This is a genomic window from Chryseobacterium indologenes, assembly GCF_001295265.1.
GTDB lineage: Bacteria > Bacteroidota > Bacteroidia > Flavobacteriales > Weeksellaceae > Chryseobacterium > Chryseobacterium indologenes_A.
In genome coordinates, this window is record NZ_LJOD01000001.1 from 417762 (window position 1) to 442334 (window position 24573).

24 protein-coding genes are annotated in these 24573 nt (G+C 38.1%); 6 read left to right on the forward strand and 18 right to left on the reverse strand.

Annotated elements, in window-relative coordinates; all coding sequences use genetic code 11:
- Positions 1–42: 42 nt before the first annotated feature.
- From AOB46_RS01865 to AOB46_RS01895, 7 genes are all read right to left on the reverse strand, one after another.
- Positions 43–2547: a PIG-L family deacetylase gene (locus AOB46_RS01865; protein ID WP_062696333.1), complete on the reverse strand. Its 2505-nt coding sequence runs from the start codon at positions 2545–2547 to the stop codon at positions 43–45.
- 262 nt (positions 2548–2809) lie between these two features.
- Entirely contained in the window at positions 2810–3937 is a 1128-nt protein-coding gene (locus AOB46_RS01870) for an L-dopachrome tautomerase-related protein (RefSeq protein ID WP_082376996.1), read from the reverse strand.
- 16 nt (positions 3938–3953) lie between these two features.
- Entirely contained in the window at positions 3954–4889 is a 936-nt protein-coding gene (locus AOB46_RS01875; RefSeq protein ID WP_062696334.1) for an NADP-dependent oxidoreductase, read from the reverse strand.
- Between the two features lie 39 nt (positions 4890–4928).
- Positions 4929–6002 carry an L-dopachrome tautomerase-related protein gene (locus AOB46_RS01880; protein WP_062696335.1) on the reverse strand — a complete coding sequence of 358 codons (1074 nt, stop codon included), beginning with the start codon at positions 6000–6002 and terminating at the stop codon, positions 4929–4931.
- Between the two features lie 144 nt (positions 6003–6146).
- Positions 6147–7037 carry a helix-turn-helix domain-containing protein gene (locus AOB46_RS01885; protein WP_062696336.1) on the reverse strand — a complete coding sequence of 297 codons (891 nt, stop codon included), beginning with the start codon at positions 7035–7037 and terminating at the stop codon, positions 6147–6149.
- A gap of 100 nt (positions 7038–7137) precedes the next feature.
- Positions 7138–7962 (reverse strand): SDR family NAD(P)-dependent oxidoreductase, encoded by an 825-nt coding sequence (locus AOB46_RS01890; protein ID WP_062696337.1) that lies wholly within the window; start codon positions 7960–7962, stop codon positions 7138–7140.
- A gap of 298 nt (positions 7963–8260) precedes the next feature.
- Entirely contained in the window at positions 8261–8632 is a 372-nt protein-coding gene (locus AOB46_RS01895) for a glycine cleavage system protein H (protein ID WP_062696338.1), read from the reverse strand.
- A gap of 265 nt (positions 8633–8897) precedes the next feature.
- Here AOB46_RS01895 and AOB46_RS01900 point away from each other — a divergent pair, with 265 nt between their 5' ends.
- On the forward strand, positions 8898–9584 hold the full coding sequence (locus tag AOB46_RS01900) for a Crp/Fnr family transcriptional regulator (RefSeq protein ID WP_062696339.1): 687 nt from the start codon (positions 8898–8900) through the stop codon (positions 9582–9584).
- Between the two features lie 103 nt (positions 9585–9687).
- On the forward strand, positions 9688–10407 hold the full coding sequence (locus AOB46_RS01905) for a YoaK family protein (RefSeq protein ID WP_062696340.1): 720 nt from the start codon (positions 9688–9690) through the stop codon (positions 10405–10407).
- Positions 10408–10442: 35 nt separating this feature from the next.
- On the opposite strand, the gene AOB46_RS01910 is transcribed toward AOB46_RS01905, so the two are convergent.
- The 11 genes from AOB46_RS01910 to AOB46_RS01960 form a co-directional block, all read right to left on the reverse strand.
- Positions 10443–11111, reverse strand: a complete 669-nt coding sequence (locus AOB46_RS01910; protein ID WP_062696341.1) for a MarR family winged helix-turn-helix transcriptional regulator — start codon at positions 11109–11111, stop codon at positions 10443–10445.
- A 63-nt stretch (positions 11112–11174) separates the two neighbouring features.
- Complete coding sequence (gene hemH, locus AOB46_RS01915) at positions 11175–12203, reverse strand: ferrochelatase (RefSeq protein WP_062696342.1); 1029 nt, start codon at positions 12201–12203, stop codon at positions 11175–11177.
- 36 nt (positions 12204–12239) lie between these two features.
- The gene (locus AOB46_RS01920) at positions 12240–13523 is read right to left on the reverse strand and encodes a cryptochrome/photolyase family protein (protein WP_062696788.1); all 1284 of its coding nucleotides are present in this window, start codon (positions 13521–13523) and stop codon (positions 12240–12242) included.
- A 202-nt stretch (positions 13524–13725) separates the two neighbouring features.
- Positions 13726–14025 (reverse strand): hypothetical protein, encoded by a 300-nt coding sequence (locus AOB46_RS01925; protein WP_082376997.1) that lies wholly within the window; start codon positions 14023–14025, stop codon positions 13726–13728.
- A gap of 100 nt (positions 14026–14125) precedes the next feature.
- Complete coding sequence (locus AOB46_RS01930) at positions 14126–14815, reverse strand: lycopene cyclase domain-containing protein (RefSeq protein ID WP_062696343.1); 690 nt, start codon at positions 14813–14815, stop codon at positions 14126–14128.
- Positions 14812–15264: a sterol desaturase family protein gene (locus AOB46_RS01935; RefSeq protein ID WP_062696344.1), complete on the reverse strand. Its 453-nt coding sequence runs from the start codon at positions 15262–15264 to the stop codon at positions 14812–14814. Before AOB46_RS01935 ends, AOB46_RS01930 begins: the two co-directional genes overlap by 4 nt.
- Position 15265: 1 nt before the next feature.
- Positions 15266–15733, reverse strand: a complete 468-nt coding sequence (locus tag AOB46_RS01940; RefSeq protein WP_062696345.1) for an SRPBCC family protein — start codon at positions 15731–15733, stop codon at positions 15266–15268.
- Positions 15734–15790: 57 nt separating this feature from the next.
- Positions 15791–16627 (reverse strand): phytoene/squalene synthase family protein, encoded by an 837-nt coding sequence (locus AOB46_RS01945; protein WP_062696346.1) that lies wholly within the window; start codon positions 16625–16627, stop codon positions 15791–15793.
- A 1-nt stretch (position 16628) separates the two neighbouring features.
- On the reverse strand, positions 16629–18119 hold the full coding sequence (locus tag AOB46_RS01950; RefSeq protein WP_062696347.1) for a phytoene desaturase family protein: 1491 nt from the start codon (positions 18117–18119) through the stop codon (positions 16629–16631).
- A gap of 44 nt (positions 18120–18163) precedes the next feature.
- On the reverse strand, positions 18164–18820 hold the full coding sequence (locus tag AOB46_RS01955) for a MarR family winged helix-turn-helix transcriptional regulator (RefSeq protein ID WP_062696348.1): 657 nt from the start codon (positions 18818–18820) through the stop codon (positions 18164–18166).
- 330 nt (positions 18821–19150) lie between these two features.
- Entirely contained in the window at positions 19151–19507 is a 357-nt protein-coding gene (locus AOB46_RS01960) for a hypothetical protein (RefSeq protein ID WP_131724292.1), read from the reverse strand.
- Between the two features lie 404 nt (positions 19508–19911).
- Here AOB46_RS01960 and AOB46_RS01965 point away from each other — a divergent pair, with 404 nt between their 5' ends.
- Genes AOB46_RS01965 through AOB46_RS01980 form a run of 4 tightly spaced genes read left to right on the forward strand, consistent with a single transcriptional unit; the run spans position 19912 to position 24558 of the window.
- The gene (locus tag AOB46_RS01965; protein WP_062696350.1) at positions 19912–20919 is read left to right on the forward strand and encodes a LacI family DNA-binding transcriptional regulator; all 1008 of its coding nucleotides are present in this window, start codon (positions 19912–19914) and stop codon (positions 20917–20919) included.
- Positions 20920–20973: 54 nt separating this feature from the next.
- Positions 20974–21888 carry a carbohydrate kinase family protein gene (locus AOB46_RS01970; protein ID WP_062696351.1) on the forward strand — a complete coding sequence of 305 codons (915 nt, stop codon included), beginning with the start codon at positions 20974–20976 and terminating at the stop codon, positions 21886–21888.
- Between the two features lie 10 nt (positions 21889–21898).
- Positions 21899–23143, forward strand: a complete 1245-nt coding sequence (locus AOB46_RS01975) for a sugar MFS transporter (protein ID WP_062696790.1) — start codon at positions 21899–21901, stop codon at positions 23141–23143.
- Between the two features lie 5 nt (positions 23144–23148).
- Complete coding sequence (locus tag AOB46_RS01980) at positions 23149–24558, forward strand: carbohydrate porin (protein ID WP_062696352.1); 1410 nt, start codon at positions 23149–23151, stop codon at positions 24556–24558.
- Positions 24559–24573: the final 15 nt, after the last annotated feature.

Here is a 24573-nt window from a genome sequence, read left to right on the forward strand (position 1 = left end):
ATAGTATGTACCAGGTATTCCAATTTTTAAGTTGCTTGTTCATCAGTTTTTCTGTGCAGCTAAAAAGTTAAAAAATAAACGTGCCGCCCCAACATTTCCTGCAGGCAGCTGTCTGAAAAAGGCCAACGGGGTATAAATAAAATTACCTTTCCCGTATCGGGCATATAAAGTTGATCCCTGCAGAGGCTCTTCACCGGTATCGTGCATTTCAAAAAGCGGTTCATACGCTGCATCCCATTGAGCAGGGAAATAAGCCCCACGCTCCTGTACCCAGCCTTTAAAATCATCCGCAGTAATTTTGTTCGGGAAGTTCAGTAATTTATGATCAGGATTTAAAAACTTAACCGCAGCATTTTCTTCGGTAACACGCTTATTGGCAATACTGAAACTGTACATTCCCAATGTGTCAACGGTGGTATCCTGATTGGTGTTATACTGCATCACCAGATTACCTCCGGCTTTTACATATGACCATAAAAAGGGCATCCAGCGACCCAGCTTTTTCTCTGTGTTATTGGCACGAACACCAAGTACAATGGCATCATATTGTGATAGCTTGTTCTGACCTTTACTTTCACCAGATTCATCTATGTTTCCATAAAAATCCCCGTCTTTCAAAACATCTACCTGAATACCTGCAATGCGCAGGAAATCAGGAATGAAATCTCCCGCTCCTTCTATGTACCCCACTTTTTTAACCTTCGCCTGAATATCGCCTTTCATTACAGTTGCAGTTGCAGGCGCAAAATATTGTAAGGAGGGTAAATGCGGGTACTGAATTAATACCTGTTTTTTATTATAAGCAACTCCATCTGCGACAAAATCTGCATCCAATTGCAGGCGGGATGACTGTATTGCGGCAAGCTTCGTTTTTGGAATAACGTAATCAACAGTAAAATCGTTCCCACTGAGTGAATTTATATGGGTGCCACCTAACCGTTCTCCGTTATACATCAGGTTCAGAGTACCGTTACCGTACTGTCTTTTAGAATTAACCTTGAAATTTAAACTCAAATGTAAGTCTTCATTTTCTTTGGCCCAATAAAGCGGTTGTGTAAATTTCAGTTCCAATGCAGGAACAATACGCAGGGCTTCGACCACATCACCACGCACCGGGTCTAATTTCTTGAACGACAAAGGAAGTTTAACCTGAAACTTTTCCGAACCGATTCTTAAATCCAGCAAAACATTCAGTGGTGATTCTGCTTCGGGCAAACCGACTAAAGTATCATTCGGGACTGAGAAAGTTGCTGCATTTACAGGAGGTTTTGCCAACCAGTAAGGTTCGGTGAGTGCTGCATCCGCAGGAATCTGAATGTCATGCTGAATGGTAATTAAAGAATCTTTTGATAGTTTTCTGTTGAAACTTTCTGACGTATTTAACCACTGTACATTTTCCAGAACAACAGGATTTGCGGCTCTTGATATCAGATTTAACCTGAAATTATAATGATCCCCGGCAACCGCTTCAGCCTGATTGGTAACGACCTCGCCCATAAATCCTGCGCAACTTAAAATAATATTGTCAAGAGATTTAAGTTTATCCTTTTTCAGATCTCCATCCTGTAGCGCCACCACCTTTTTGCGTAAAGCAAGCAAAGCAGGTAAGCTGAGGTCGGGATTATTGAAATTGAAAGCGGAAATAATTTTATCTAATGACTGGTCAATATCAGCGTTTCCTTGTGAAGTCCAGGTTTTAACGATTCCGTCAAAAAGTGTTTTTTTTGCAGGTTCGCCACTAACGTGTGCAAAATATTCAGTTCTGATGCCGGCTACAGACTGCGTTCCTGCTCCCTGGCTTTTATGTAAGCTTCTGCTTAATCCGGCCAATTCACCATAGCCCATTCCCAATTGCGCATCATATTGCCCAACGGTAACTTTCAGTTGATTTTCAGCTGTTGTATTGACTCCACCAAAACGGAAGGTATTCCACAATACGCGTTTGGGCTGCCATACATTACCATATTTTAATTGATCCGGGAAAGCGGTTTTATCGCCTGCCAGCTTAAAAGCTTTTTCTGCAACCACCGCCGAAGCCGCATGCTGTCCGTGTCCTGCCGCAGCCGTAGGAGGAAAACGACAAATGATAACATCCGGACGGAATTGACGGATTACCCAGACTACATCAGCCGTAATGCTATTTTCATCCCATTGTTTGAAGGTGTCTGTTGTATTTTTAGAGAACCCGAAATCAATCGCACGGGTAAAAAACTGTTGGGCTCCGTCTAGCTTTCTTGCCTCTAAAAGCTCATGTGTTCTTATTAATCCCAATGCAGCACCCTGCTCTGTGCCTAATAAGTTCTGCCCGCCATCACCTCTGGTTAAGGATAAATAGCCCGTTTCTACATTTTGATCGTTGATTAACCAGGAGAGTAATCCTGTATTCTCATCATCAGGATGAGCCGCAAGGTATAAAACTTTACGCAGCTGTTTAAGGGTCTTGAGTTCCCGGTAAATTTCAGATGATTTAGAGGGCCGGACCTGCTGGGCCGAACAAAAAACCGTATAAAATCCAAGGATAAATACAGTACTTACTTTTTTGAACATTTAATTTTACTTTGCAGAGCAAATATAAGTAAATCATCTTTCTTTCAACCTTAAAAGAGTTAAACTGTGAATTTCATAAAAAAACTGTTTAAACTTTTTTTATTTAACCACAAACCGAAAGCTCGACGTAGTCAAAAGGCACAAAAGATTTTAAACACTTAAGTTGATTTTAGGAAATAGTTAATTGGTGAGAAGAACACTTAAGTTTAAAAAATCAAAGATTTTTTTGTTTGAATTAGTCAATAACACATTTCCTCTTATTTTAAATTTTAATTCTGAAAACTTTAAAAGGTCTTTTAAATTCTTCTTTTCCTTTATGAAACCAGGGCATTAACTGTATCTGCGAGTTGGAAATATATAAATATCCATCATCAGAAATACTATAGCTGTCAGGCCAGATCAGCTTTTCGTCATCTTTTATCATCGTATGCATTTTCAGGTCCGGTGTTACTTTCACAATTGAATTTTTCTCTAAATCTCCCAGATAAAGATTTCCTTTTTTGTCGAAAATCATTCCGTCTGTTGTGATAAATTTCCCCAAGTCTTCCACGTTTTTGTTTAATATCTCATCAGCTGTTTCAAAATTCCTCAGCAGTTCGGTTTTAATTCTGTATAAACGGTTATCGGTAAGGGGTTTGTAATATAAATACTGATTATCGGGAGTAAGGGCAATTCCATCTGAATTCACCTTCAATAAAGAGCCATCGCCTTTTTTGAGCTCGGTGCCCAACGGGGCAAAATGATAGTCCGGGTCTGATTTTACAGAAGGTGAATTTGCTAAGACCAGTCTTGATTCTCCACTTTTAGTATTTAAAACAACAATTCCACCGGTATTTGAATCGGTTAAATAAGCAAAACCATTTTGATTGTCGACACGGATATCATTAATATAAACATTTTCCCCCACTACACTACCCGGAAATCTGTAGATTCTTTCAATGGTATTTGTTGCCAGATTGATTTTCACTACCTTACTGCTGTTCTGATAAACTTTTCCCAGACCAATTCCTGCTGCATCTACAATCCAAAGAAAACCTTTGTCGTCAGCTACTACAGATTGTACCGTCACGAACTTATTTTGGCCGTCCTCCCCTTTTTGGAAGCTGTTCCATTCTTCGTCGGGATAAGGAACAGGCTTTCCGTTTTTCACTTCAATAACTGAATAAGAGTGGGTGTCCGTCCAATACGGATAATTCACAAAAATCCTGTTATCCTTTGCAGCAGCAACACCGGTCAGCTGATAAGTACTGTCTGAAAAAACCTCTTCTAACTGTGCATTTTTCGCTGTTGAAGTTTCAGGGATAGCTTTATCTGCCCTATTCGGGGATTTATTACAGGAGGCCAATGAAATCAATGCAGCTACCCATAATGTTATATTTTTAGAATTCATTTTTTAATAATGTTTATTACAGACTAACGACAATTTTCCCCACTGTTCTTCCGGTTTCCAGCTCCAGATGTGCTTCCTTCATTTCACTGAAAGGGAATATTTTTGAAACATGGGCTTTAATAGCGCCACTTTCCAGTAAAAAAGCAATCTTCTTCATATCTTCCCCACTGGACTGCACGAGAATAAAATAGCCCTTCACCCCTCTGGATTCTGCTTTTGAGGTTACTTCTTCGTTCAAACCGGTTGGGATGCTGATGATGGAACCGCCATCTTTTGTTACTTCCAGAGAATGATCAATATTATCTCCGCCAATCGTATCCAATACAAAATCAAAAGTTCTTCCGGCTGATTTCCAATTGAAACTGTGGTAATCGATATGCGAATCTGCTCCTAAACCTAATACGAAGTCTTTATTTTTTGCTGAAGAAGTTCCGGTAACTTTTGCCCCCAAATGTCTGGCAAGCTGTACCGCAATGTGCCCCACACCTCCGGAAGCTGCATGAATCAAAACATTTTGCCCCTTCTGAATATTGGCATTGTGAACCAAAGCCTGATAAGCGGTAAGAGCTACCAGCGTAGAAGCGGCAGCCTCTTCAAAAGAAATATTCTGAGGTTTTAATGCCAATTGATTAGCCGGAGCGGCAACATATTCTGCGTAAGCCTTTCCGTGTCCGGGGAAATTAACCATTCCAAAGACCTCATCACCCACTTTAAAATCCTGGCTTTGACTTTCTTCTACAATTCCGGAAACATCCCATCCTAAAATCAATGGATTTTCTGTTCTGATTCTACCGTACACTCCTTTTCCGGCACGGCTTTTTACATCAACCGGATTGATGCTGATGGCTTTTACCTTTATTAATACTTCACCTTCGCCAATCGTTGGTTTTGCCAATTCTGCATATTCTAAATTGTCTACATTTCCGGCTTCTTTTAATACAATTGCTTTCATAATTATTGTAATTTGTTGAATATAATTGATTTTCTGAATCTAATTCCTCTGAGGTTTTGCATTGATTTTCATCTTATAAATCACCACCGGGAATTTCACCTTACTTTTACCGCCCTGAAAACCTGCCAGCCGATTCAGCTGACCAGCCGGAATCCATAAGTATCCATTGTCATCAATCCATAAAGCGTCAGCCCAAAGCAGTTTTTTATCTTTAATGACCAGACTTTCTTTTCCTTCCGGTGATATTCTGATGATTTCACTTTTATTAACATCACTTAGATAGATATTTCCATCTGCATCTATGGCTGTTCCGCCGGTTGACGGGGTTTTATAAAACAATTCCACCCTGGAAGCTAACTGTTCCTCAGATGTATTTCCATCATTCAGATATTTTGTTTCCACTCTCCAGAGCGGCCCGCTTGCAGGCTGAAAGTAAAGCCATTTTCCATCAGGAGAAATTTCCAGCTGGTCTGCATGAATCCTGACTTCATTTCCTTTTTCATCTTTCATTATCCTTCCTTCGGCCTGTATAGGTAAATGATCTGTTGTTGAGGGATGGTTTTCCAAAACACGCCTGCCCTTTCCTGTAGCTTTATCCAAGACAATTAAAGCCGGTTCTCCCGCATCTGTAAGATAAATAGTATTTCCGGAGATCCTAAGGTCATCTATAAAAGTTGATGGTTTTGCGATTCCCGAGAGAGGGATAATCTGCTGAACGGTATTGGTTTTAATATTAATGGAAATTAGCTTCAAAGCATTTCCGGGTAAAGGATTCTGTCCCATCGAAGGGGTTCCCGTATCTACTACCCAAAGCAGGCCGTCTGGTCCTATTCTCAGCGAATTGGTTCTTACAAATTTATGAGCGGCATCTGCCCCGGGTTTCCATTTATTCCATTCTGAATCGGGATAGGGAATAATTTTTCCGTTTTTCAGGACTTCGCCTATCCGGATTCCTTTATCCCCTTCTATTCTCGGAAAGTTAACAAAAATTCTTCCTTCCGCACTTGTGGTTACACCATTCCAAACAGTACCTGAAACCGCTGCCTGTTCAAGCTGTGCATTGGCTAATCCGAAGTAAGCAAGCAAAATAAAGAGATTGATCCTGGTTTTCATCTGTTTTGATTTTCAATGATTTAATAAGCCAAAGATAGAGTCATTATCTCTGAATAAATAGAACATTTCGTAGTAATAATAGCACAGATTTACAGAAATTAAAAAGGCTGTTTCAAAAATGAAACAGCCTCCGTCATAGCTAATTTAATTCATCTGGGATTTTCTGAACTCCAGAGGTTTCATTCCCGTTTGTTTTTTGAATAATCTGGTGAAGTAAGACGCGTTTTCGAAGCCCAGTTCATAGGCAATCTCAGCAACTCCTTTTTCGCCTAATCTCAACAGGTTTTTCGCTTCGGAAATCATAAAAATATGGATGAGCTCCATGGCCGTTTTTCCTGTTTCCTGCTTTAATAAGTCACTCAGATATCTTGGAGAAACAAAAAGCTTTTCTGCTAAAAATGCCACATTAGGAAGCCCGTTTGTTTCAAGCAAACCATCCTCCAGATATTTCTTCAGGGCCTCATTAAATCTGGAAGCAGTTTTCCCGTTTACCTGCGCTCTGTCTATAAACTGTCTCTTGTAATATCGCTGTGCATATTTCAGGATAGACGAAATATGGCTTAAAATAATATCCCGGCTGTATTCATCAGGATTATTCTGATATTCTCCCTGAATTTTGGAATGGAGCTCCAAAATAATCTGTTCTTCTTTGGGAGAAAGATGCAGGGCTTCCGTCACTTCATAGTCAAAAAAGCTGTACTTTTCTATTTCCCTGAAAAGTTCATGCCCGTGCAGATAATCTTCATGAATCATCAGCATATATCCTTTTTCTTCAAATTCAAGATTTTTCATCTCGATAATCTGTCTTGGCTTAGCAAAAAAAAGACATCCGTTATTGTGGTCGTACGGTGTTCTTCCATACATAAAAATGCCTGATTTAATTTTTTTGAAAGCAATCATATAGCAATCTGTGGTAAACTCCCTATTCCCTAATTTACATTCAGACTGGCAGCCTATCATACTGAAAAGCGGATGTTCCGGAGCGTTCCAATGATTACCTAAATGTAATTCCGTAAGGGTTTTATAATGTTGCATCGGTTTAATTTTATCTAAGTTAAAAATAATTTGCCGGAAGCAGGATTATTTTATCCTAAAAAAAGGTTGATATATCCTGCGCTTTTGGAATAATATCTGATTAATGGCCGTGTGCGGCTATACTGACTTCTTTCCAGCTCTCAATATCTTCCAGTCTTTTCCTGTATACCTCATTGATACCATAGTAAGCAATTTTACCGAACAATAATCTTTGCGGAGGATTTTGGCTGTCGATAAGATTTAAAACAGGTTCAACCGTGGCTTCCGGTTTTCCCCAGATATCCGGATTATCTCCGCTTTCAGCAAAAGCTGCACGCACCGGGTTATAATCTGCAATATCCGAAGATGTCTGAACCGCAGAAGCCCCCGCCCAATCTGTTGCAAACCCGTTAGGTTCAATTAAAGTGGTTTTTATTCCCAAATGGGCCGTTTCGGAACCGATAGTCTCAATTAAACCTTCGACTGCAAATTTTGACGCATTGTATAATCCCAAAAGGGGTAAAGTTGTTAATCCCAAAAAGCTTGAAATCTGAATTATATGTCCGCTTTTCTGTTTTCTCATTACCGGCAGAACCGCTTGTGCAACCCATAATGAACCAAAGAAATTGGTTTCCATCTGCTCCCTGGCCTGCTGTTCTGTTGTTTCTTCTGTTGTTCCGAATAAGCCAAAACCTGCATTGTTAATCAAAACATCAATTCTTCCAAAATGTTTTTTAACCTGATCTGTAACTTCAAAGACTTCTGAACGGTTGTTAACATCCAGTTTTAAAGGAAGAATATGATCTCCGTATTGATTTTTCAGATCTTCCAGAGCCGAAATATTTCTGGCTGTAGCCGCTACCTTGTCTCCTCTTTTCAAAAGTGCTTCAGTCCATAATTTTCCGAATCCTTTTGATGCTCCTGTAATAAAAACTATTTTACTCATTTAATTTTTTTTTTGTTATTGTAATGATGCAAAGTTATCATCAAACATAAACGAACAGGTAGTCTGTTTCAGCGGAAGAATAGCACAGAATTACGAAACGGCTCTGCCTGGTTTGAACAGCTTATATACGACAGCAGTAATTCAGTAAAATATTTAAGCAAACCTCAGTTCAGGATAAGGATATCCGGCCTTTACAAAAAAGGTATTACCACAAATGCGGTAATACCCAAAAAAAAATACATAATATTCAGACCATGTAATTCAGTTCGCAAATTTTAATAAAATTGCCCTATAGAAATCATCTTATTATTTTCATATAATCTTCATATGTTAAAAATTCATCGGTTGAAACAGGGGTTGACAGAATAAAAAACCAGCAGCTGTAAGGATCTGTGTTGATATGGGAGGGCCTTACAGCTATATTCCGGTTTATTTCAGCAACTTTTCCATCACAGGGAGCAATAAGCGGAAAAGTCTTATTTACACCATATACAGCCCCGCAGGAACTTTCTTTTGTTATAAAAATTTCTTCCTTACTGAATTCAATCAGATGTATTTCTCCTATCTCTTTCTGGGCAAAATCTGTAATACCCGTACAGAAATCATACAGTCCTATTTTTCTTAACCACAAATGGTTTTTAGTATAATAAAGATTTTTAGGAACAAGCATACAATTGGTCAGTAAATAAATCTGACCATGGGGTGTCAGTGATACTTTTCTTCTTCAATCTATATTCAGATTTTGCATAGGCATCTGTTACCATATGCTGATCTTCCGGAGAACGCAGAATTTTTAAATATTCCATAAGCTTATGCTGATTGGCTATGTTCACAAAAGTATGGGCTTTACCATAAAGAAGAAATGATGCATATCTTTTATAAATTTGATTTAAGTCAAATTTAGATTGGAATAAAATTCATTACTTTGATACTCCATGATTTCAAAGTTTATTTTTAATAATCAATATCTTTTTGAAGAGCTTCCTCCTTATGATAAAGAGATGCTTCAAAAAGTGATGCAGATTAAAAATTACCGTAAAAATGAGGCTATTTTTACCGAAGGAACAATTCCAAACGGTATTTTTTTTTTAAAAGAGGGCAAGGTAAAAAAATATAAAGTTGATAATGACGGCAGAGAACAGATTATCTATATCTATAACGCAGGGGAGTTTTTTGGCTATTCGGCTATATTGAGTAATGATTCGTATGGTGATACAACACAAGCCATAGAGGGTTCTGTTATTGCTTTTATCTCCAAAGAGAATTTTCTGAATATTCTTGATCAGTCTGAGGTATTTTCCAAATTACTTCTCAAAAGCCTCAGTCATGAATTCAGTGTAATGGCTAATCTCATGACGGTTTTATCTCAACGAACGGTTAGGGAACGTGTAGCGCTCAGTTTACTAATCCTCCATAAAAAATATAAGGCAGATGCTTTGGAAAATAAAATATACATCACCCTCTCCCGAACAGATCTCGCCAGTATGGTAGGAACTGCCAGTGAAACATTAGCCCGGATCCTACATGATTTCCGGGAAGAACATCTCATTGGAATGGAAGGAAGAAAAATACATTTAAAAGATCTGGAGAAACTCACCCATATAGCCAATATTTACAGTTAACATACAGGCTTTAAACCTTTCCGGCGTGTTTACTGAAGCTATATGAGAAAGGATTTTCCTCCTATAAATTCAATTTAAAAAATTTGACATAAAGCAACGATTCATGTTTAGACATACAGGGAAGGGACGAAAATTTTCCCATAATTTAAAACTGGCTTCCATATTATCCGGTGTAGCCGGACTGGTTAATATCACCGGGGTTTTGTCTGTAAACAGCTTAACCACCAATGTAACAGGACATTTTGCTTTTTTTTCAGAACAACTATTCTTAAAGAATTATAAAATGGCTCTTATTTATTTGCTGTATATTTTATTTTTCTTATCCGGTGCCTTTATTTCAGGATTAGCTATTGAATGGACCGCCAAATACAAGCCTCACGGTTCCTATATCATTCCTCTATCCATTGAAATTATCATGATTATTTTTGTGGCCTTTTCATCTGATTTAATACCTCTTTACTCTCCCATGATCATCTCTTCGGCATTGCTTTTTGCCATGGGACTACAAAATGCACTCGTCACACGTGTTTCACAGTCTGTAGTACGAACCACTCATCTCACAGGGCTGTTTACAGATCTGGGAATTGAGTTATCCCTGTTGCTTTTTCATCATCAAAAAGGGAAACGGATACAGGTAAACAAAAGCATCTTTTTAAAACTAATGATTATCTTCTGCTTTTTCCTGGGAGGAATTGTTGGGGCACTCACCTATCAGCATTTTCAGTTGAAAACTCTTGTTATTCCTGCCGGTTTACTTTTATTTGCCTTGTGGTATGACAGATTATTAGTCAGATATTATCATATTAAAAGGAAATTCAGATAACTATAATTTACTCCTGATTAACCCTCCGGTAATCCTTAAAATGTATACTCATCATATACTGTATTGATAAGCTGATCTGAATTGATATTTCGTGAGAAAATAGGATAATGAAAACGATCCAGCTTATTTAGAATACGGATAAGCTCCATCTTTTCACGGTGATTAAGATTTCCGGCTACGATATTGGTCGCCTGGCGGATCTTTTCCATCTGGTTTTCCAGAACCTGCAATCCTCTTTCAGTAATACGGATCAGCTTACTGCGCTTATCCTGATCAGAATCGGTCTGCTCAATAAGTCCCTGACGTAACAATCTGGCAATAATAAGCATCCCCACAGGCTTATCATGGATATTTTTCTTGATTAGGGCCATCTTGGTCATCTCGCCAAAAGCTTTCAGGTTAATGAGATATATAAAGTCTTCCTGGGTAGAAAATTCTGAATCTGCAATGGCAGATTTTGAGTAGGTTTTCGCATACCGGTTAAGATGCACAAGCAATGTGCTTATGGCACTTTCCGGTGTTCTTCCATTCTCTTTTCCTTCCCAGTAGGGCTCTTCAGATTGATTGACTTCTGTTTTCTCCTTATCAGAAACCCATTCTTTAAATCCCTGAATGGTTCCCGGATACAAATCAGGACAAGCCTGAACTTCGGTTTCAAACTCCTGCAGCAGGTCTATAAAATCTTTAATAAGTGTATAATTCATATCCGTTAAATAGTTTACAAAAATACCTAATTCCTGAAAGAATTATGCAATATATCACCAAAACTATACTAAATAGAACTGATTCAGCTGTTCTTCACACAGGGTCCGGATGACTTCAATCCAGCGGTCTTCGTCGTTCAGGCAGGGTATATAGGTAAAATTTTCACCGCCTGCTTCCAGAAACTGTTCTTTTCCCTCAACGGAAATTTCTTCCAGGGTTTCCAGGCAGTCTGAAACAAATGCGGGGCAAACAACCGCAAGATTTTTAATTCCTTTTTCAGGAATAGTTTCTAAGGTATGATCGGTGTAAGGCTCTATCCATTTGTCTTTTCCTAATCTGGACTGAAAGGAAACAATGACCTTATCTTTTGGTAATCCAAGCTTTCTGATAACCCTATCGGTGGTATTAAAGCACTGATGGCGATAACAAAATGAATGACTGGGATGAGTGTCTTTGTAACAGCAGTCGTTCATATTACATGTCTTTGTTGGATCTGTTTTGTAAATATGCCGTTCGGGGACACCGTGGTAAGAAAATAATAAGGCATCAAAATTTTCAGGAAGTTTCTCCCTGATACTTTCCGCCAGGCAATCTGTATAGAGTTCCCGGTTATAAAAAGGTTGCACATAGTTGATTCTTACACCGGGGAATTTTTTCTTTCTGATCTCTTCTGCTTTTTCAATAACCGTTTCAGTGGTACTCATGGCATACTGCGGATAAAGGGGAAACAATACAATTTCCGTGACTCCTTTTTCAACAAGGCTGCTGATGCCTGTCTCAATGCTTGGTTCTGCATATCTCATGCCGATCTCAACGGGGACATCTACTGTCTTTTGCAGCTTTTCCCGTATCTTTTTTGTTATCACAATAAGAGGTGACCCTTCGTCTGTCCAGACCGTTTTATAAGCTTCTGCCGATTTTGCCGGGCGGGTCTTTAAAATAATTCCACGAACCAGAAGTGCCCGAAAAATCCATCGGTAATCAATTACTTTTTCATCCATCAGGAATTCATCCAGATATTCCTTTACATCTTCTACTGCCGTTGATCTTGGAGAACCAAGATTAATTAATAGGATTCCTTTTTTAGCCAATGTTATTTATTTTATAATGAATAGGTATACAACCGGCTATTCTGCCAATGCTTCTTTGTAAGCCTTCAATGCTCTTTCTCTGGCTTTTGTGTGTTCTACAATAGGCTTTTCCCTGTAATCTTCAGGAAGCCACTTTCTGATATACTGAGTATCTTTATCAAATTTTTTTGTCTGTTCATAAGGATTGAAAATCCTGAAATAAGGAGCGGCATCACAACCACAGCCTGCGGCCCACTGCCAGTTTCCGTTATTGGCAGCCAGATCGTAATCCAGCAGCTTTTCAGCAAAATAAGCTTCTCCCCAGCGCCAGTCAATAAGCAGATGTTTGGTAAGAAACCCTGCTGTAATCATTCTTACCCTGTTGTGCATAAATCCGGTTTTATTGAGCTGCCTCATTCCGGCATCTACAATTGGATATCCGGTTTTACCTTCACACCAAGCCTTAAATTCTTTTTCGTTGTTTCTCCATACAACATTTTCATATTTCTTTTTAAAACAATGGTGAACAACGTATGGAAAATGATAAAGGATCTGCATAAAAAATTCCCTCCAGATCAGCTCATTAAGCCATACTTCATTATGATTAACAGCATATTGCACACATTTTCTGACCGAAATGGTTCCAAAACGAAGTGCTGTTCCAAGATGGGTGGTATGATCCATTGCCGGGAAATCCCGGTATTCTCCGTAATAATCTATTATTTTTTTGTCCAGTTCCGGTTCTGTGAACTCAAGATCCGTTTTCTCAAATCCGATTGCTTCCAGTGAAATGATCTCTGAAGGTCCGTCATAATTTGCAAAATGAGTCCAGTTGGCAGCAAACGTTTCTATATTTTTCAGATTTTCCTTCCATTTCTTTGAATAGGGGGTAAAAACAGTATAGGGAGAAAGATTATCTTTCAGAATATCATTTTTTTCAAAGATGACCTGATCTTTATAATCTTTTAGCCGGATATGATGTTTCAGCAACAGCTCAGCTATCTGCTGATCCCGTTGAATGGCCTGCGGCTCATAATCCCTGTTGCAAAATACGGTACCAACGTTAAAATCCTTAATTATTTTTTTAAAGACTTCTGTTGGGGTACCATAATAAACATAGAGTCCGCTGTTATTTTTTTTCAGTTCCTGATGAATCCGTTGTAAAGCCTGATGAATATAATCTACCCTTCTGTCATTTTTATGCTGAAGCCGGGTGAGTATATCAGTATCAAAAATAAAAACAGGAATCACCTTTAATCCTGAATGAAGCGCATGATGAAGTCCTGTATTATCTTCCAGTCTGAGATCTCTTCTGAACCAAAAAATATTCACTTTATTCATGCTCCTGTCTTGTTTAAGATTTTTGTTATTTAAATACAACACAAATATACTATTTATATTTCAAAAAGAATATTTATAAACTAAATTTATACAAAATATATACCTTGGGAATTAAACACGCATAAAATAAAATATAAATAAACCAAATATGAATAAATAAATGACCGGAACTCTCTGAATTCCGGTCATCTGTCAAACTAACTTAATTGGTTTTCTTTCGCCATTCTGCTTTAACGTCTTCAGCCGCATCTTTGGTCTTTTCCCATGCTTCATCAGCTTTATCCTTAATATCTTCCCAGGCATCGGAAACGTTTGATTTTACTCTTTCCAGCCAGTCTTCCTGAGTTGCTTCCTGATCATTATTTCTTTTTTCGTTGATATAATCTTTAGCCTTATCCGCTAAATCGCTGATCTTCCACTTTGCTTCATCAGCTGCATTTTTTAAAGAATTTTTTGCCTGGTCCACTGCATTTTCGGCTTTGTTGTAATCTGAATTATTCATAATATGATATTTTAGTAATTGGTATATAAATAAACAATTTCCATGCCTGAAAAATAATTATCCTGTTAAAAAAACTTAATTTTTTTCAAGTTACCTGTATTTATTTTTGATTTTCAGTTATTTTTTTAAAGAAATAGATATTCAGTAAAAACTGACTGTAGCCGTAAACCGCATCTTCTACAGGGATCGTTCCTATTCTGATACCCAAAAAGTCATCAGGATTATAGTTAACAACTGGCGAAGGAATCAAAGATCCCGTCAGGATTCCGTTCACTGCAAAAAATCCGGGCATCAAAACCAGATATACAAAGCTGGCCCTTCCTATCCATTCTTTTTTAGCGATAAAATGCAGATAGCAAAGCGTGGATATTGTTACGATCACAGTTAGCAGGGTATATATTTTTTCATAATAGAGAAGCCCTACAACACCCAGAATAATAAACGCCGTAAATACAATAAGATTATTTAAAGTATCCGCCCGGTTGAGGGTATAAAATTTTTCCAGACAATAGTATGTAAAAACACAAGCGAAAGGAATACAGTAAAAAAACAGCCATTCTTCAATGGGAAGTCCTGCTATTTTCAATCCCAGAGTGTAATTAAGATCAAACCACCAAACCCCTTTTGCGGTGAACCATATATCCCAGATAATGAAAGGAATTGCCACAATGGTAGACGACAAAAGAAATTTTGCAAAAAGCTTATTAAATTGTATCCTCCTGTCAAAAGAAGCCAAAAAACATATAATGACAGTGAAAAAGTTAATCAGTATGTAAGTGTAAGGCATCATTTTTTATTGAAATACATTTTAAAATATTTAACAGGAACCCAGAGAAAGCCGAAACATTCTCCATTTTCTTTTCCCAGATGTTTGTGGTGCTGTTTATGAGCCCGCCTGATGGCAAGGAAATATGGATTCTTTGTCCGGGTAAAAATTTTTGTCCTCTGATGAATAAAAATATCGTGTACAAAGAAATAGGCCATTCCATAAAGGCTTATTCCCAGGCCGATAAAAAACCAATAACTGAAATCCTGCTGTACTCCAAGGTATAACAAAGCGATGGCCGGACTTGCAAAAATGAAAAAGAAGAGGTCATTTCTCTCAAGCTTCCCGTTATGGCTATGATCGTGATGATCCCGGTGCAGGCTCCACAGAAAGCCGTGCATAATATACCGGTGGATCAGCCATGTAGCCCCTTCCATGGAAATAAATACCCCCAAAACGATCAGAAAATTCATTTTAATGATGTTTGCTGTTAAAAAGATGATTTAAAACCCTGTACCTGAAATCGAAAATGCTTTTGAGCTTTTCTTTAACAAATAACTGATGGGCTATTTTACCTAAAATCCCCATCGGGAGTTCATAATCTACAGTATCTTTCATCAATACTCCGTTCTCATTAGGAATAAATTCATGAAAATGATTCCAGTGCTTATACGGACCTTCTTTCTGAAAGTCTGTAAAACTTTTATATTCTTCTACCTGGCTGATGATGGTCTTCCACCTCATCGGGATTCCCAATAAAGGAGAGACTTTGTAATCTATTTCCATTCCTTTAAAGATGGGCTTATCCTGAATATCCGAAAGAACCACAAAATTCATGCTTTCAGGGGTTATTTCGGATAAATTATGAGGGGATGAGAAAAACGTCCATGCCGTTTCTATAGTACAATTCAGCTGCTGTTCTCTGTATAATCTGTACATCATTTATTTTTGTTTGACTTTTAAACTTTTCAAAAATTATTTTACAACAGAATCCTGCGATCAGAAATAAGCAGATTTGTACCGTATATAGCTTTTAAATGCAACCAGCAGCTTTTGTGAATTGGCAATTCGGATTCTTTGCTGCAACATATTTTGGGAACTTGTCTTCTTTATTTTTTCAAATAGGGAAAGGTAGTATCTATAGGCCAGATAAACACCAAAAATGGAAGAGCCCGGTAGTTTTTTTATTCCCTGTAATGCTTCTTTGAATTCTTCTTCAATTTCTTTTTCAATCCGGGCTTTTACTGCATTATCGAAAACGGACATGTTCAGTGACGGAAAATAGGTTCGTCCTAAAATCTGATAGTCATCTTTCAGGTCCCGCAAAAAATTAACTTTCTGAAAAGCTGATCCCAGCTTCATAGCAAACGGCTTCAGTTTTTCATATTGCTGCTTATTTCCTTCTGTAAATATCTGTAGACACATCAGCCCCACCACTTCCGCAGATCCGTAGATATATTCTTTATACAACTCTGAGTTATAATCAATTGTACGGAGATCCATTTCCATGCTGTGCAAAAACTGATTGATCAGCTGTATATCAATATCATACTGACGAACGGTTTCCTGAAATGAATGCAAAATGGGATTAAGTGATATGCCATCTTCCAGCGCATTATAGGTTTCAGCCTTCAATCTCTTCAAAAGCTTCTCTTTGTCATAGCCATGAAAGCTATCTACAATTTCATCGGCAAGGCGCACATATCCATACACAGCATAAACAGCAGGTCTGATGGAAGGCTTCAATGCCAGTATTCCCAATGAAAAACTGGTGCTGTATTTCTGAGTAGTGTGCTTACTGACTTCGTAAGACAATTCATCAAACAATTTTTTCATATTATTTCATTTTTAGTTTACTTACTTCAGCCGCTACAATTTTCCCTGAAATAATTGACGGAGGAACCCCGGGCCCCGGAACCGTCAGCTGTCCTGCATAAAAAAGATTACTGATCTTCCGGTTTCTTATTTTAGGTTTTAGGACTGCTGTCTGCGATAATGTATTGGATAATCCGTAAGCATTTCCCTGGTAAGCATTATAGTCCGAAATAAAATCGCTTACACAATAGCTTCTTTTATATTCAATTCTGGAAATAAGGCGGCGCTCCCCGGTATGGTTTTCAATTCTTTCAAGCATTTCTGCCAGATATTTTTCTCTTACATCTTCCTCATCATGAATTCCAGGAGCCAGAGGTAAGAGCAGGAAAAGATTTTCACAATCCTCGGGAGCAACATCCGGATCTGTTTTTGAAGGACAGCACGCATAAAAAAGTGGTTTAGCAGGCCATTTCTTATTTTTATATATACAGTCTATATGATTGTCTAGTTCATTTTCAAAGAACAGGGTATGATGTTTTAAATGAGAAATCTTTCCTTTAATCCCCAGATAATAAATAAGGCATGAAGGAGCAAAGGTTCTGTTTTTCCAGTATGCATTATTATAGTTCCTGAGCGATTTAGGTATTAATGTTTCTGTATGGTGATAATCTGATGAAGCAATTACGGCATCAAATTCATACTCTTTACCATCTGCTGTTATTGAAGCAACCTTTCCGTTTTCTATATTAAGTTTCTTTACCTCATGATTAAAATGGAAAGTTACCCCTTGTTTTTCTGCCACTTCTTTCATTGCCGTGACAAGCCGGTAGAACCCTCCCATCGGATATTTTGTTCCCAAAACATAGCCTCCGTAATTCATAAGGCTGTAAAGGGCCGGAATATGCTGAGGTGAGGCACCGAGAAATATAACCGGAAATTCCATCAGGGACCTGAGTTTCGGATCAGCAAAATAGCCTGAAACATATTTCCTGAAATCACTTAAAAGATTAAGCTTTAAGGCACTGGCTGCTATTTTTAAAGAAATAAATTCCATCCAGCTATAGCAGGGTTTTGTGACAAAATCTTTCATTCCCACTTCATATTTAAATTGAGCAGACTTCATAAATTTGTCATACTGCCTGGCCGCTCCGGGCTCTATTTTTTCAAATAATTCACGGATATCACCATTTTTTTCCGGAACGGAAATCTTTTCTTTTGAAAAAACCATTTCAAACTGAGGATCTAAAGAAACCAGGCTAAAAAAATCGGCTGCTTTACAATTAAAATCAGTGAAAAAGCCTTCGATAATATCATGCATCCAGTACCAGCTGGGCCCCATATCAAAAACATATCCTTCGTCTGTCTTAAATTGTCTTGCCCGTCCGCCGGGCTGGTTGTGCTTTTCAAATACATGTACTTCATTTCCGGATTTCGCTGCGTATGCAGCAGCAGAGAGGCCGGAAAATCCAGAACCTATCACCGCAATCCTCTTTTTCTGGGTTTCAGTATTCATTGTTATTTATTTAATAGTCTGAACAGGTATTTTTTTATGCTGAATCAGTTCAACCTTTTATAAGCAGCATCCAGCAGATCCCTTGCTTCAAGATTCATACGGTAAAAAGAATCGTGGAATTCATCAAGTTTAGAGAGTATGGCAATGAGCAGCATTTGTTCGGAATGCGTCAGGTCCCCTACTACAACCCTTGAAGCTTTACGGATTTCACTCATATGCTCCTCCAATACGGCAAACCCTTTGTCTGTCATCTGGATGTATTTTTCCCGTTTATCTTTTTCAGAAACTGTCTGCTTAACCCAGCCATTACGGATTAATCGGTTAATAATCAGTATCCCTGAAGATTTCTCATGAAGATTATGTCTTATCAATTCCATTTTTGTCATAGCTCCCATTGTTTTCAGGCTTATCAGATAAATAAAATCATCCTGACTTGAAAAAACAGAATTGCCGATTGACCGTGAATATGTTTTTGCATACCTCCCCATTCTTATCAATAAAGTATTGATGATACTGTCGGAGCTCCTCCCTGACTCCTTACCTATCCAGTCAGGATCATCCGGCTCAGAAGCATTTTTACAGGAAGCATTCATCCACTCAGTAAATCCCCTGAGATCGTTGCTGTATATCGTCCTATCTTCATTTTGTTCTATAAATTGCTGAACAAGTTCCACAACTGCTTTTATAAGATCAAAATTCATTTCAAACAAATTAGTATACAAATATACTAATAAAAGATTATAAATATACTTTTATTTTGTTTTTATTTTGAACTTCAGAATTGTTTAAATACTTATTTCAAAAAAAAGACAGCATGAATTCAAAAAACAAATACATGAAAAACAATAAATTAACAACAGAACATAAAAAAACCTGTCCAATAAAAGACAGGTTAAAAAATCAATATAATATCAATAGCTAATAATTCAATAGTCTATTAATACTCCAAAATACGTTTTTCTACAGATGAGATCCGGATGAATGAGAGCTATTTAATACAAAGTTTAAAGCAGCATTTACTGATGTAAAAATTAAACCGGGGCATAACAGTATAAACACATCCAGCGTCCTTCATTATTTACAGCCTCAGCATCAAATACATAAAGTCCTTTGCTTACAATGTATTCTCTCTGGCTTTCCGTATTCCCTCCATCGGAAATAGTGGTTATATAAATGATGACACCATCCTGTTCGGCTCCGTATAAATTATTGCCTTTTGCTGTCAGCTCTGCTAATGTTAGTCTTGGAGGCAGTAATCCATCAATTTTCAGGGCTTCTTTTTTTGCAGTTACGTCCAGGGTAGCCTTTGGAGTATCTGTGTTAATTCCGGTTTGAGCAGACAAGCAGGATGCTGCAGCAATACAAATAATACTTAAAAAAGTTTTCATGTTGATTATAATTTTAATAATGTATAAGTTTTTAATAACCTCAGCCCGGGATAAAGATATCAGATAGGTACAGTTTTTAAGTCTGGAAGCGAAAAAGTACAGCTTTCAGCCTTTATACCCCAAGTCTTTAACCTGAACTTTTCTTACTAAGAAAAATCAGACAAATATATAATCTTTAAAAAAAATACTGGATAAACGTTTAACTAAATTTAATAATCATTAGGCTATAATGTAATAATTTATTAACACCAGAGTAATTAATACATAATAAAGCATTGAAAAACAAATACTTACATTATGATTGGAAATTTTGCGAATTTACATTATTTTATTAAACTACCAAAAAAATCCTGCTATTGTTTTTTTACTATTTTATGAAATATTTTTGCACAACAAATAATTAAATGAAAAGACCTTCTATAAAAGATATTGCAACATTGGCAGGAGTTTCCGTAGCCACGGTATCTTATGTTCTCAACAGAAAGGAAGGGCAGCGTATTGGCGAGGAGACCCGAAAAAAAATTTTTGAAATTGCTGAAACGATTAACTACACTCCCAATAAGATAGCTAAAAGTCTTAAAACCAATAAAACTAAGCTTCTGGGACTTATTGTTGCAGATATTTCTAATGAATTCTACTCGCATATGGCAAGGAATCTGGAAGATAAGGCTTTAAAACTAGGCTATACTCTGATTATTGGCAGCTCTGATGAAAATGCAGATAAATTTAAAAAACTTACAGAGCTTTTTTCTCAGCAGCAGGTAGACGGAATGATTGTTGCCCCGGTAGCAGGATCAGAAAAAACACTTGAAAGCCTTATCAATATCAAATATCCCGTTGTCACTATTGACAGGTATCTTAAGGGTGTTACCATTCCCGGGATTACCATTGATAATCAGGAAATAGCAGAGAGTACGGCCAGATTACTGATCAGTAAGAATTTCAATAAAATAATTTATGCCGGTTACGAAACAGAGCTTCCGCAACTGCTGGACCGTCAGCACGGTTTTGAAAAAGCGGTAAAATCTTCAGAAAAACCGCTTGAAATACACTACCTTTTGGTAGGATTAGAAAATATAGCCCAAGAAGTTCATTTAAAGCTAGAGAAGATGCTTGGAACAACACCGGAAAACACAGCACTGTATTTTTCCAGTAATAAACTGGCAGTAGCCGGACTTTCCTATATTGTTAAAAATAATATAAAGGTTCCGGAACAGGTATCTGTAGTGGCCTTTGATGAAACTGATGCATATGACCTTTTCCCTACGGAAATAACCTATATTCAGCAGCCTATCGAAGAGATGGCCGAAGAAGCTATTAAGCTGCTGGATGGGCAGATCAGTAATTATGCAGAAACCGGAAAAAAAGTTACCTTAACAGCCAAGCTGGTCTCTAAGGCCTCTTTAAAATAACCCAATTACAATTAATCATTTTTTTTATATAATAACTTAAACGTTTAACCAATTATGAATACAGAAAATATTAACTATGTGGTATGCTTTGGGGAGGTTCTCTGGGATATCTTCCCTTCCGGTTCCAGAGCTGGTGGTGCACCATTTAATGTAGCCTACCATCTTTTCAAAATGGGAATTGATACAAAAATGCTCAGCAGAACAGGAAATGATGAGTTAGGTCATCAGCTTCTCAATCAAATCGATCAGTGGGGAATAACAAAGGATTTTATACAGGTGGATCAGGAAAAGCCAACAGGAACTGTACTTGCTGATTTTGATGAGCATGGAGAAGCACGATATGAAATTGTAAAAGATGCGGCATGGGATTTTATTGAGGTTCTTCCGGAGCATACAGAACTGGTTCAAGGTTCTAAGGCATTTGTTTTTGGAAGTCTGATCGCGAGAAATGAAGTTTCCAAAAAAACGTTACTGGAACTTTTAGAGCATTCAGAATTCAGGGTATTTGATGTTAATTTCCGCCCTCCTTTCACTGATTCTGATTTCATTAAAAAACTGCTGCACAAAGCTGATCTTGTTAAAATGAACAAAGCGGAGCTTAGAACAATCCTGGAATTTCTCGGCGTAGATTATGTTGATGAAGATATCAGTATCAGACATCTTCAGAATTATTTTGACCTGAATGAAATTGTTCTTACCAAAGGAAGTAAAGGGGCCAGGTATTTTGTAGGCAGTACCTCTTACAATTTTCCGGCAGTTCATATTGAGATTGCAGACACGGTAGGAAGCGGAGATTCGTTTCTTGCGGGGTTTCTGTCTAAAAGGATTCAGGGCAGCTCACCTGAAGAGATTATGAAGCAAGCGACGTCGTTAGGTGCTTTTATCACTTCAAAATCCGGTGCGTGCCCGGATTATACGTATGAGGAATTCAGAACATTCAGAGAAAATAACTGCTGTAAAACTTCTTAAAACAGATACTATGACTACTCCAAAATTTACAGATAAGAAATATTATATTATCCTGTCTTTTGTGACTTCCCTATTCTTCTTCTGGGCTATTGCCCTTACCATGGGCGACGTCCTTAATAAGCATTTCCAGAATGTCCTTCACATCTCAAAATCCAAATCAGGACTTGTGCAGCTTTCCATTTTTGGTGCCTATGCACTCATGGGGATTCCTGCAGGCCTGTTCATGAAAAAATTTGGCTATAAATTGGGTGTCATCTTAGGACTTTCATTGTTTGCTCTCGGATCTTTTTTATTTATCCCGGCAGCCAATGCTTCTTCCTTTGAATTTTTCAGATTGGCTCTTTTTGTTCTTGCCATGGGAATGGCAACGCTTGAAACTGTAGCTCACCCTTTTGTTGCCGCTTTAGGAGATGAAAGAACGAGTGATCAGAGAGTAAATTTTGCTCAGTCATTTAATGGTTTGGGCGCTATCATTGGTCCTCTTTTAGGCGGGTATTTTATTTTCGGAACTCCGGATTCAGGATCAGGATCTCTGGATTCTGTAAAAAACCTTTATACCTGGATTGGTATTGTGATCCTGGTGATTACCCTTATTTTCAGCTTCATCAGAGTACCGGATCTGAAAGATCCTCACGCAGAAGAAAACCTGATTCCTGAAAATGAAAACAGTGAAGACGTTTCTGTTTCAGATCCTGATGCTCCGCTCTATAAACAGAGGCATTTTATATTTGCAGTCATTGCCCAGTTTTTCAATATTGCAGCACAGGGTGGAACATGGGCATATTTTATCAATTACGGCGTAGAAAAAATGCACCTTCCAGAAATACAGGCATCCTATTATTTTTCATTGAGCATGGCTATGATGATGATCGGAAGGTTTATCGGAACCTTTCTGATGAGGTTCATTGCTCCCAATAAACTGCTGGCCATATTTACAGCATGTAATATTATTCTCTGCCTGATTATTTCCCAGAGTTTCGGATGGGCCTCATTTATAAGTCTCATTTTACTCAACCTGTTCCTCAGTGTAATGTATCCTACCATTTTCAGTCTCGGACTTAAAAGATTGGGATCAAAGGTTCAGCAGGCTTCCTCATTCCTGGTGATGGCGATGTTTGGAGGCGCTGTTTTCCCTCCGATAATGGGCAGAATTGCAGAGAAGGATATAGCGCACGCTTATCTCCTTCCTATTCTGTGCTATGTGGTTATTTTATTGTTTGCACTAAAATTCTATAAGCCTAAAACCCTTAAGTAACTCCTATGAAAACAAAGATGTTATGGATCTGGTGCATTTTACTTATATGCATCAGCAGGAAAATTAATGCCCAGATTACCATCACCAACAAGAAATTTTCGTTGGGAACCACCGGGAGAATCGGAGCCGGATACTCTCCGAATGCAGACGGAAAAACAGGAAGACAGCTGAATCTGAATAATCAGGGATCTTTAGGGGGAAGGATGGACCAGGGAGATTATGTTGATTTTTTACCTGCTTTCCATTTCAGTCCTGTGGTTAACGGTGACAGTACAACAAGTACAAAGATTGATATGCAGGCAAGATTAAGCTTTTACTCCGGAGGAACTTTTCTTGGAAATGTAGATTCAAAATCTAATCAGGGAATGATTATAGCCTTACCGGAAGCATTTGTAGAGGCGAGGAATATTATGGGAAGCGATTGGGATGTATGGGCAGGGTCAAGATGGCTAAGGTATGACGACATTCATATTGCAGATTATTTTTATTTTGATGACCACTCGGCAACCGGATGGGGAATAAAACATAAGAACACCCGGTTTTCCATGTTTTTTCCGGCAGCTATTGATACCGCAGCCAGTAATTCTACTCCATACTCTTATACCAATGTCATCAGTGGATCAAAAAACCTGATCTACAGGCAGAGAGAAGTCTTTGTTCTGGAGCAGGCACTTCCTTTTAAAAATTCAGGACATTCTCTGAAGTTACTCGCAGAATTCCACCATGTAGAAAAATCAGGAGAAAACTCCATAGAGCAGTATCCGTCTGATCGGGGCTGGGTTTTCGGGGCGAAACTAAATACCCGTCTGCCTACAGAAATCCCGGGTTCATTCAATCAGATTTCTGTGAGATACGGAACCGGAATTGCCAATGGCGGAGATAATGGAAATACCCAGACCTGGAGGACGTATGGAGCTCCTGATGAACTGACAAAAACATACAAAAGCGCTTATTCTCTCACAGTCGTTGAACATTTCCTTTGGAATATTTCAAATCGATGGGCGCTTAATCCCTATGCTGTTTTCACCAAAAGCAAAGGAGGATCCGTCAGCAATGATAAGGCTGTGGACTATTATCACCGTGAAATTTTCAACAGGAAAACAGAATTTAATACGGGAATAAGAGCCACCTATTATTTTAACAACTGGTTTCATCTCCTTTCCGAATTCCATTATGCTTCCCGGAAAAACGGGACACAGGATGCTGCATCCATGATGAAGCTGGTTTTTGCTCCCACCATTGTTCCTACCGCAGAGCGAAGTGTTTGGGCCAGGCCCCACATCCGTTTTATTGCAGAAGTATCAAGATATAATAACCAGGCTATGAATAGTCTTTATTCCCCTTTTTTACAGCAGTCGGGAGCAAAAAGATTCGGAACTTATTTCGGAATACGAACAGAATGGTGGATTTTTTAAAAATAAAATAAAGAA

Excerpts from the sequence above, each read along its gene's own strand:
- AOB46_RS01965 (WP_062696350.1), top strand. The coding sequence starts at position 19,912 with ATGAAAAGACCTTCTATAAAAGATATTGCAACATTGGCAGGAGTTTCC.
- AOB46_RS01865 (WP_062696333.1), bottom strand. The coding sequence starts at position 2,547 with ATGTTCAAAAAAGTAAGTACTGTATTTATCCTTGGATTTTATACGGTT.
- AOB46_RS01975 (WP_062696790.1), top strand. The coding sequence starts at position 21,899 with ATGACTACTCCAAAATTTACAGATAAGAAATATTATATTATCCTGTCT.
- AOB46_RS01910 (WP_062696341.1), bottom strand. The coding sequence starts at position 11,111 with ATGAATTATACACTTATTAAAGATTTTATAGACCTGCTGCAGGAGTTT.
- AOB46_RS01930 (WP_062696343.1), bottom strand. The coding sequence starts at position 14,815 with ATGATGCCTTACACTTACATACTGATTAACTTTTTCACTGTCATTATA.
- AOB46_RS01900 (WP_062696339.1), top strand. The coding sequence starts at position 8,898 with ATGATTTCAAAGTTTATTTTTAATAATCAATATCTTTTTGAAGAGCTT.
- AOB46_RS01955 (WP_062696348.1), bottom strand. The coding sequence starts at position 18,820 with ATGAATTTTGATCTTATAAAAGCAGTTGTGGAACTTGTTCAGCAATTT.
- AOB46_RS01980 (WP_062696352.1), top strand. The coding sequence starts at position 23,149 with ATGAAAACAAAGATGTTATGGATCTGGTGCATTTTACTTATATGCATC.
- AOB46_RS01970 (WP_062696351.1), top strand. The coding sequence starts at position 20,974 with ATGAATACAGAAAATATTAACTATGTGGTATGCTTTGGGGAGGTTCTC.
- AOB46_RS01960 (WP_131724292.1), bottom strand. The coding sequence starts at position 19,507 with ATGAAAACTTTTTTAAGTATTATTTGTATTGCTGCAGCATCCTGCTTG.
- AOB46_RS01885 (WP_062696336.1), bottom strand. The coding sequence starts at position 7,037 with ATGCAACATTATAAAACCCTTACGGAATTACATTTAGGTAATCATTGG.
- AOB46_RS01875 (WP_062696334.1), bottom strand. The coding sequence starts at position 4,889 with ATGAAAGCAATTGTATTAAAAGAAGCCGGAAATGTAGACAATTTAGAA.
- AOB46_RS01890 (WP_062696337.1), bottom strand. The coding sequence starts at position 7,962 with ATGAGTAAAATAGTTTTTATTACAGGAGCATCAAAAGGATTCGGAAAA.
- AOB46_RS01920 (WP_062696788.1), bottom strand. The coding sequence starts at position 13,523 with ATGAATAAAGTGAATATTTTTTGGTTCAGAAGAGATCTCAGACTGGAA.
- AOB46_RS01895 (WP_062696338.1), bottom strand. The coding sequence starts at position 8,632 with ATGCTTGTTCCTAAAAATCTTTATTATACTAAAAACCATTTGTGGTTA.
- AOB46_RS01945 (WP_062696346.1), bottom strand. The coding sequence starts at position 16,627 with ATGAAAAAATTGTTTGATGAATTGTCTTACGAAGTCAGTAAGCACACT.
- AOB46_RS01870 (WP_082376996.1), bottom strand. The coding sequence starts at position 3,937 with ATGAATTCTAAAAATATAACATTATGGGTAGCTGCATTGATTTCATTG.
- AOB46_RS01925 (WP_082376997.1), bottom strand. The coding sequence starts at position 14,025 with ATGAATAATTCAGATTACAACAAAGCCGAAAATGCAGTGGACCAGGCA.
- AOB46_RS01880 (WP_062696335.1), bottom strand. The coding sequence starts at position 6,002 with ATGAAAACCAGGATCAATCTCTTTATTTTGCTTGCTTACTTCGGATTA.
- AOB46_RS01950 (WP_062696347.1), bottom strand. The coding sequence starts at position 18,119 with ATGAATACTGAAACCCAGAAAAAGAGGATTGCGGTGATAGGTTCTGGA.
- AOB46_RS01905 (WP_062696340.1), top strand. The coding sequence starts at position 9,688 with ATGTTTAGACATACAGGGAAGGGACGAAAATTTTCCCATAATTTAAAA.
- AOB46_RS01935 (WP_062696344.1), bottom strand. The coding sequence starts at position 15,264 with ATGAATTTTCTGATCGTTTTGGGGGTATTTATTTCCATGGAAGGGGCT.
- AOB46_RS01940 (WP_062696345.1), bottom strand. The coding sequence starts at position 15,733 with ATGATGTACAGATTATACAGAGAACAGCAGCTGAATTGTACTATAGAA.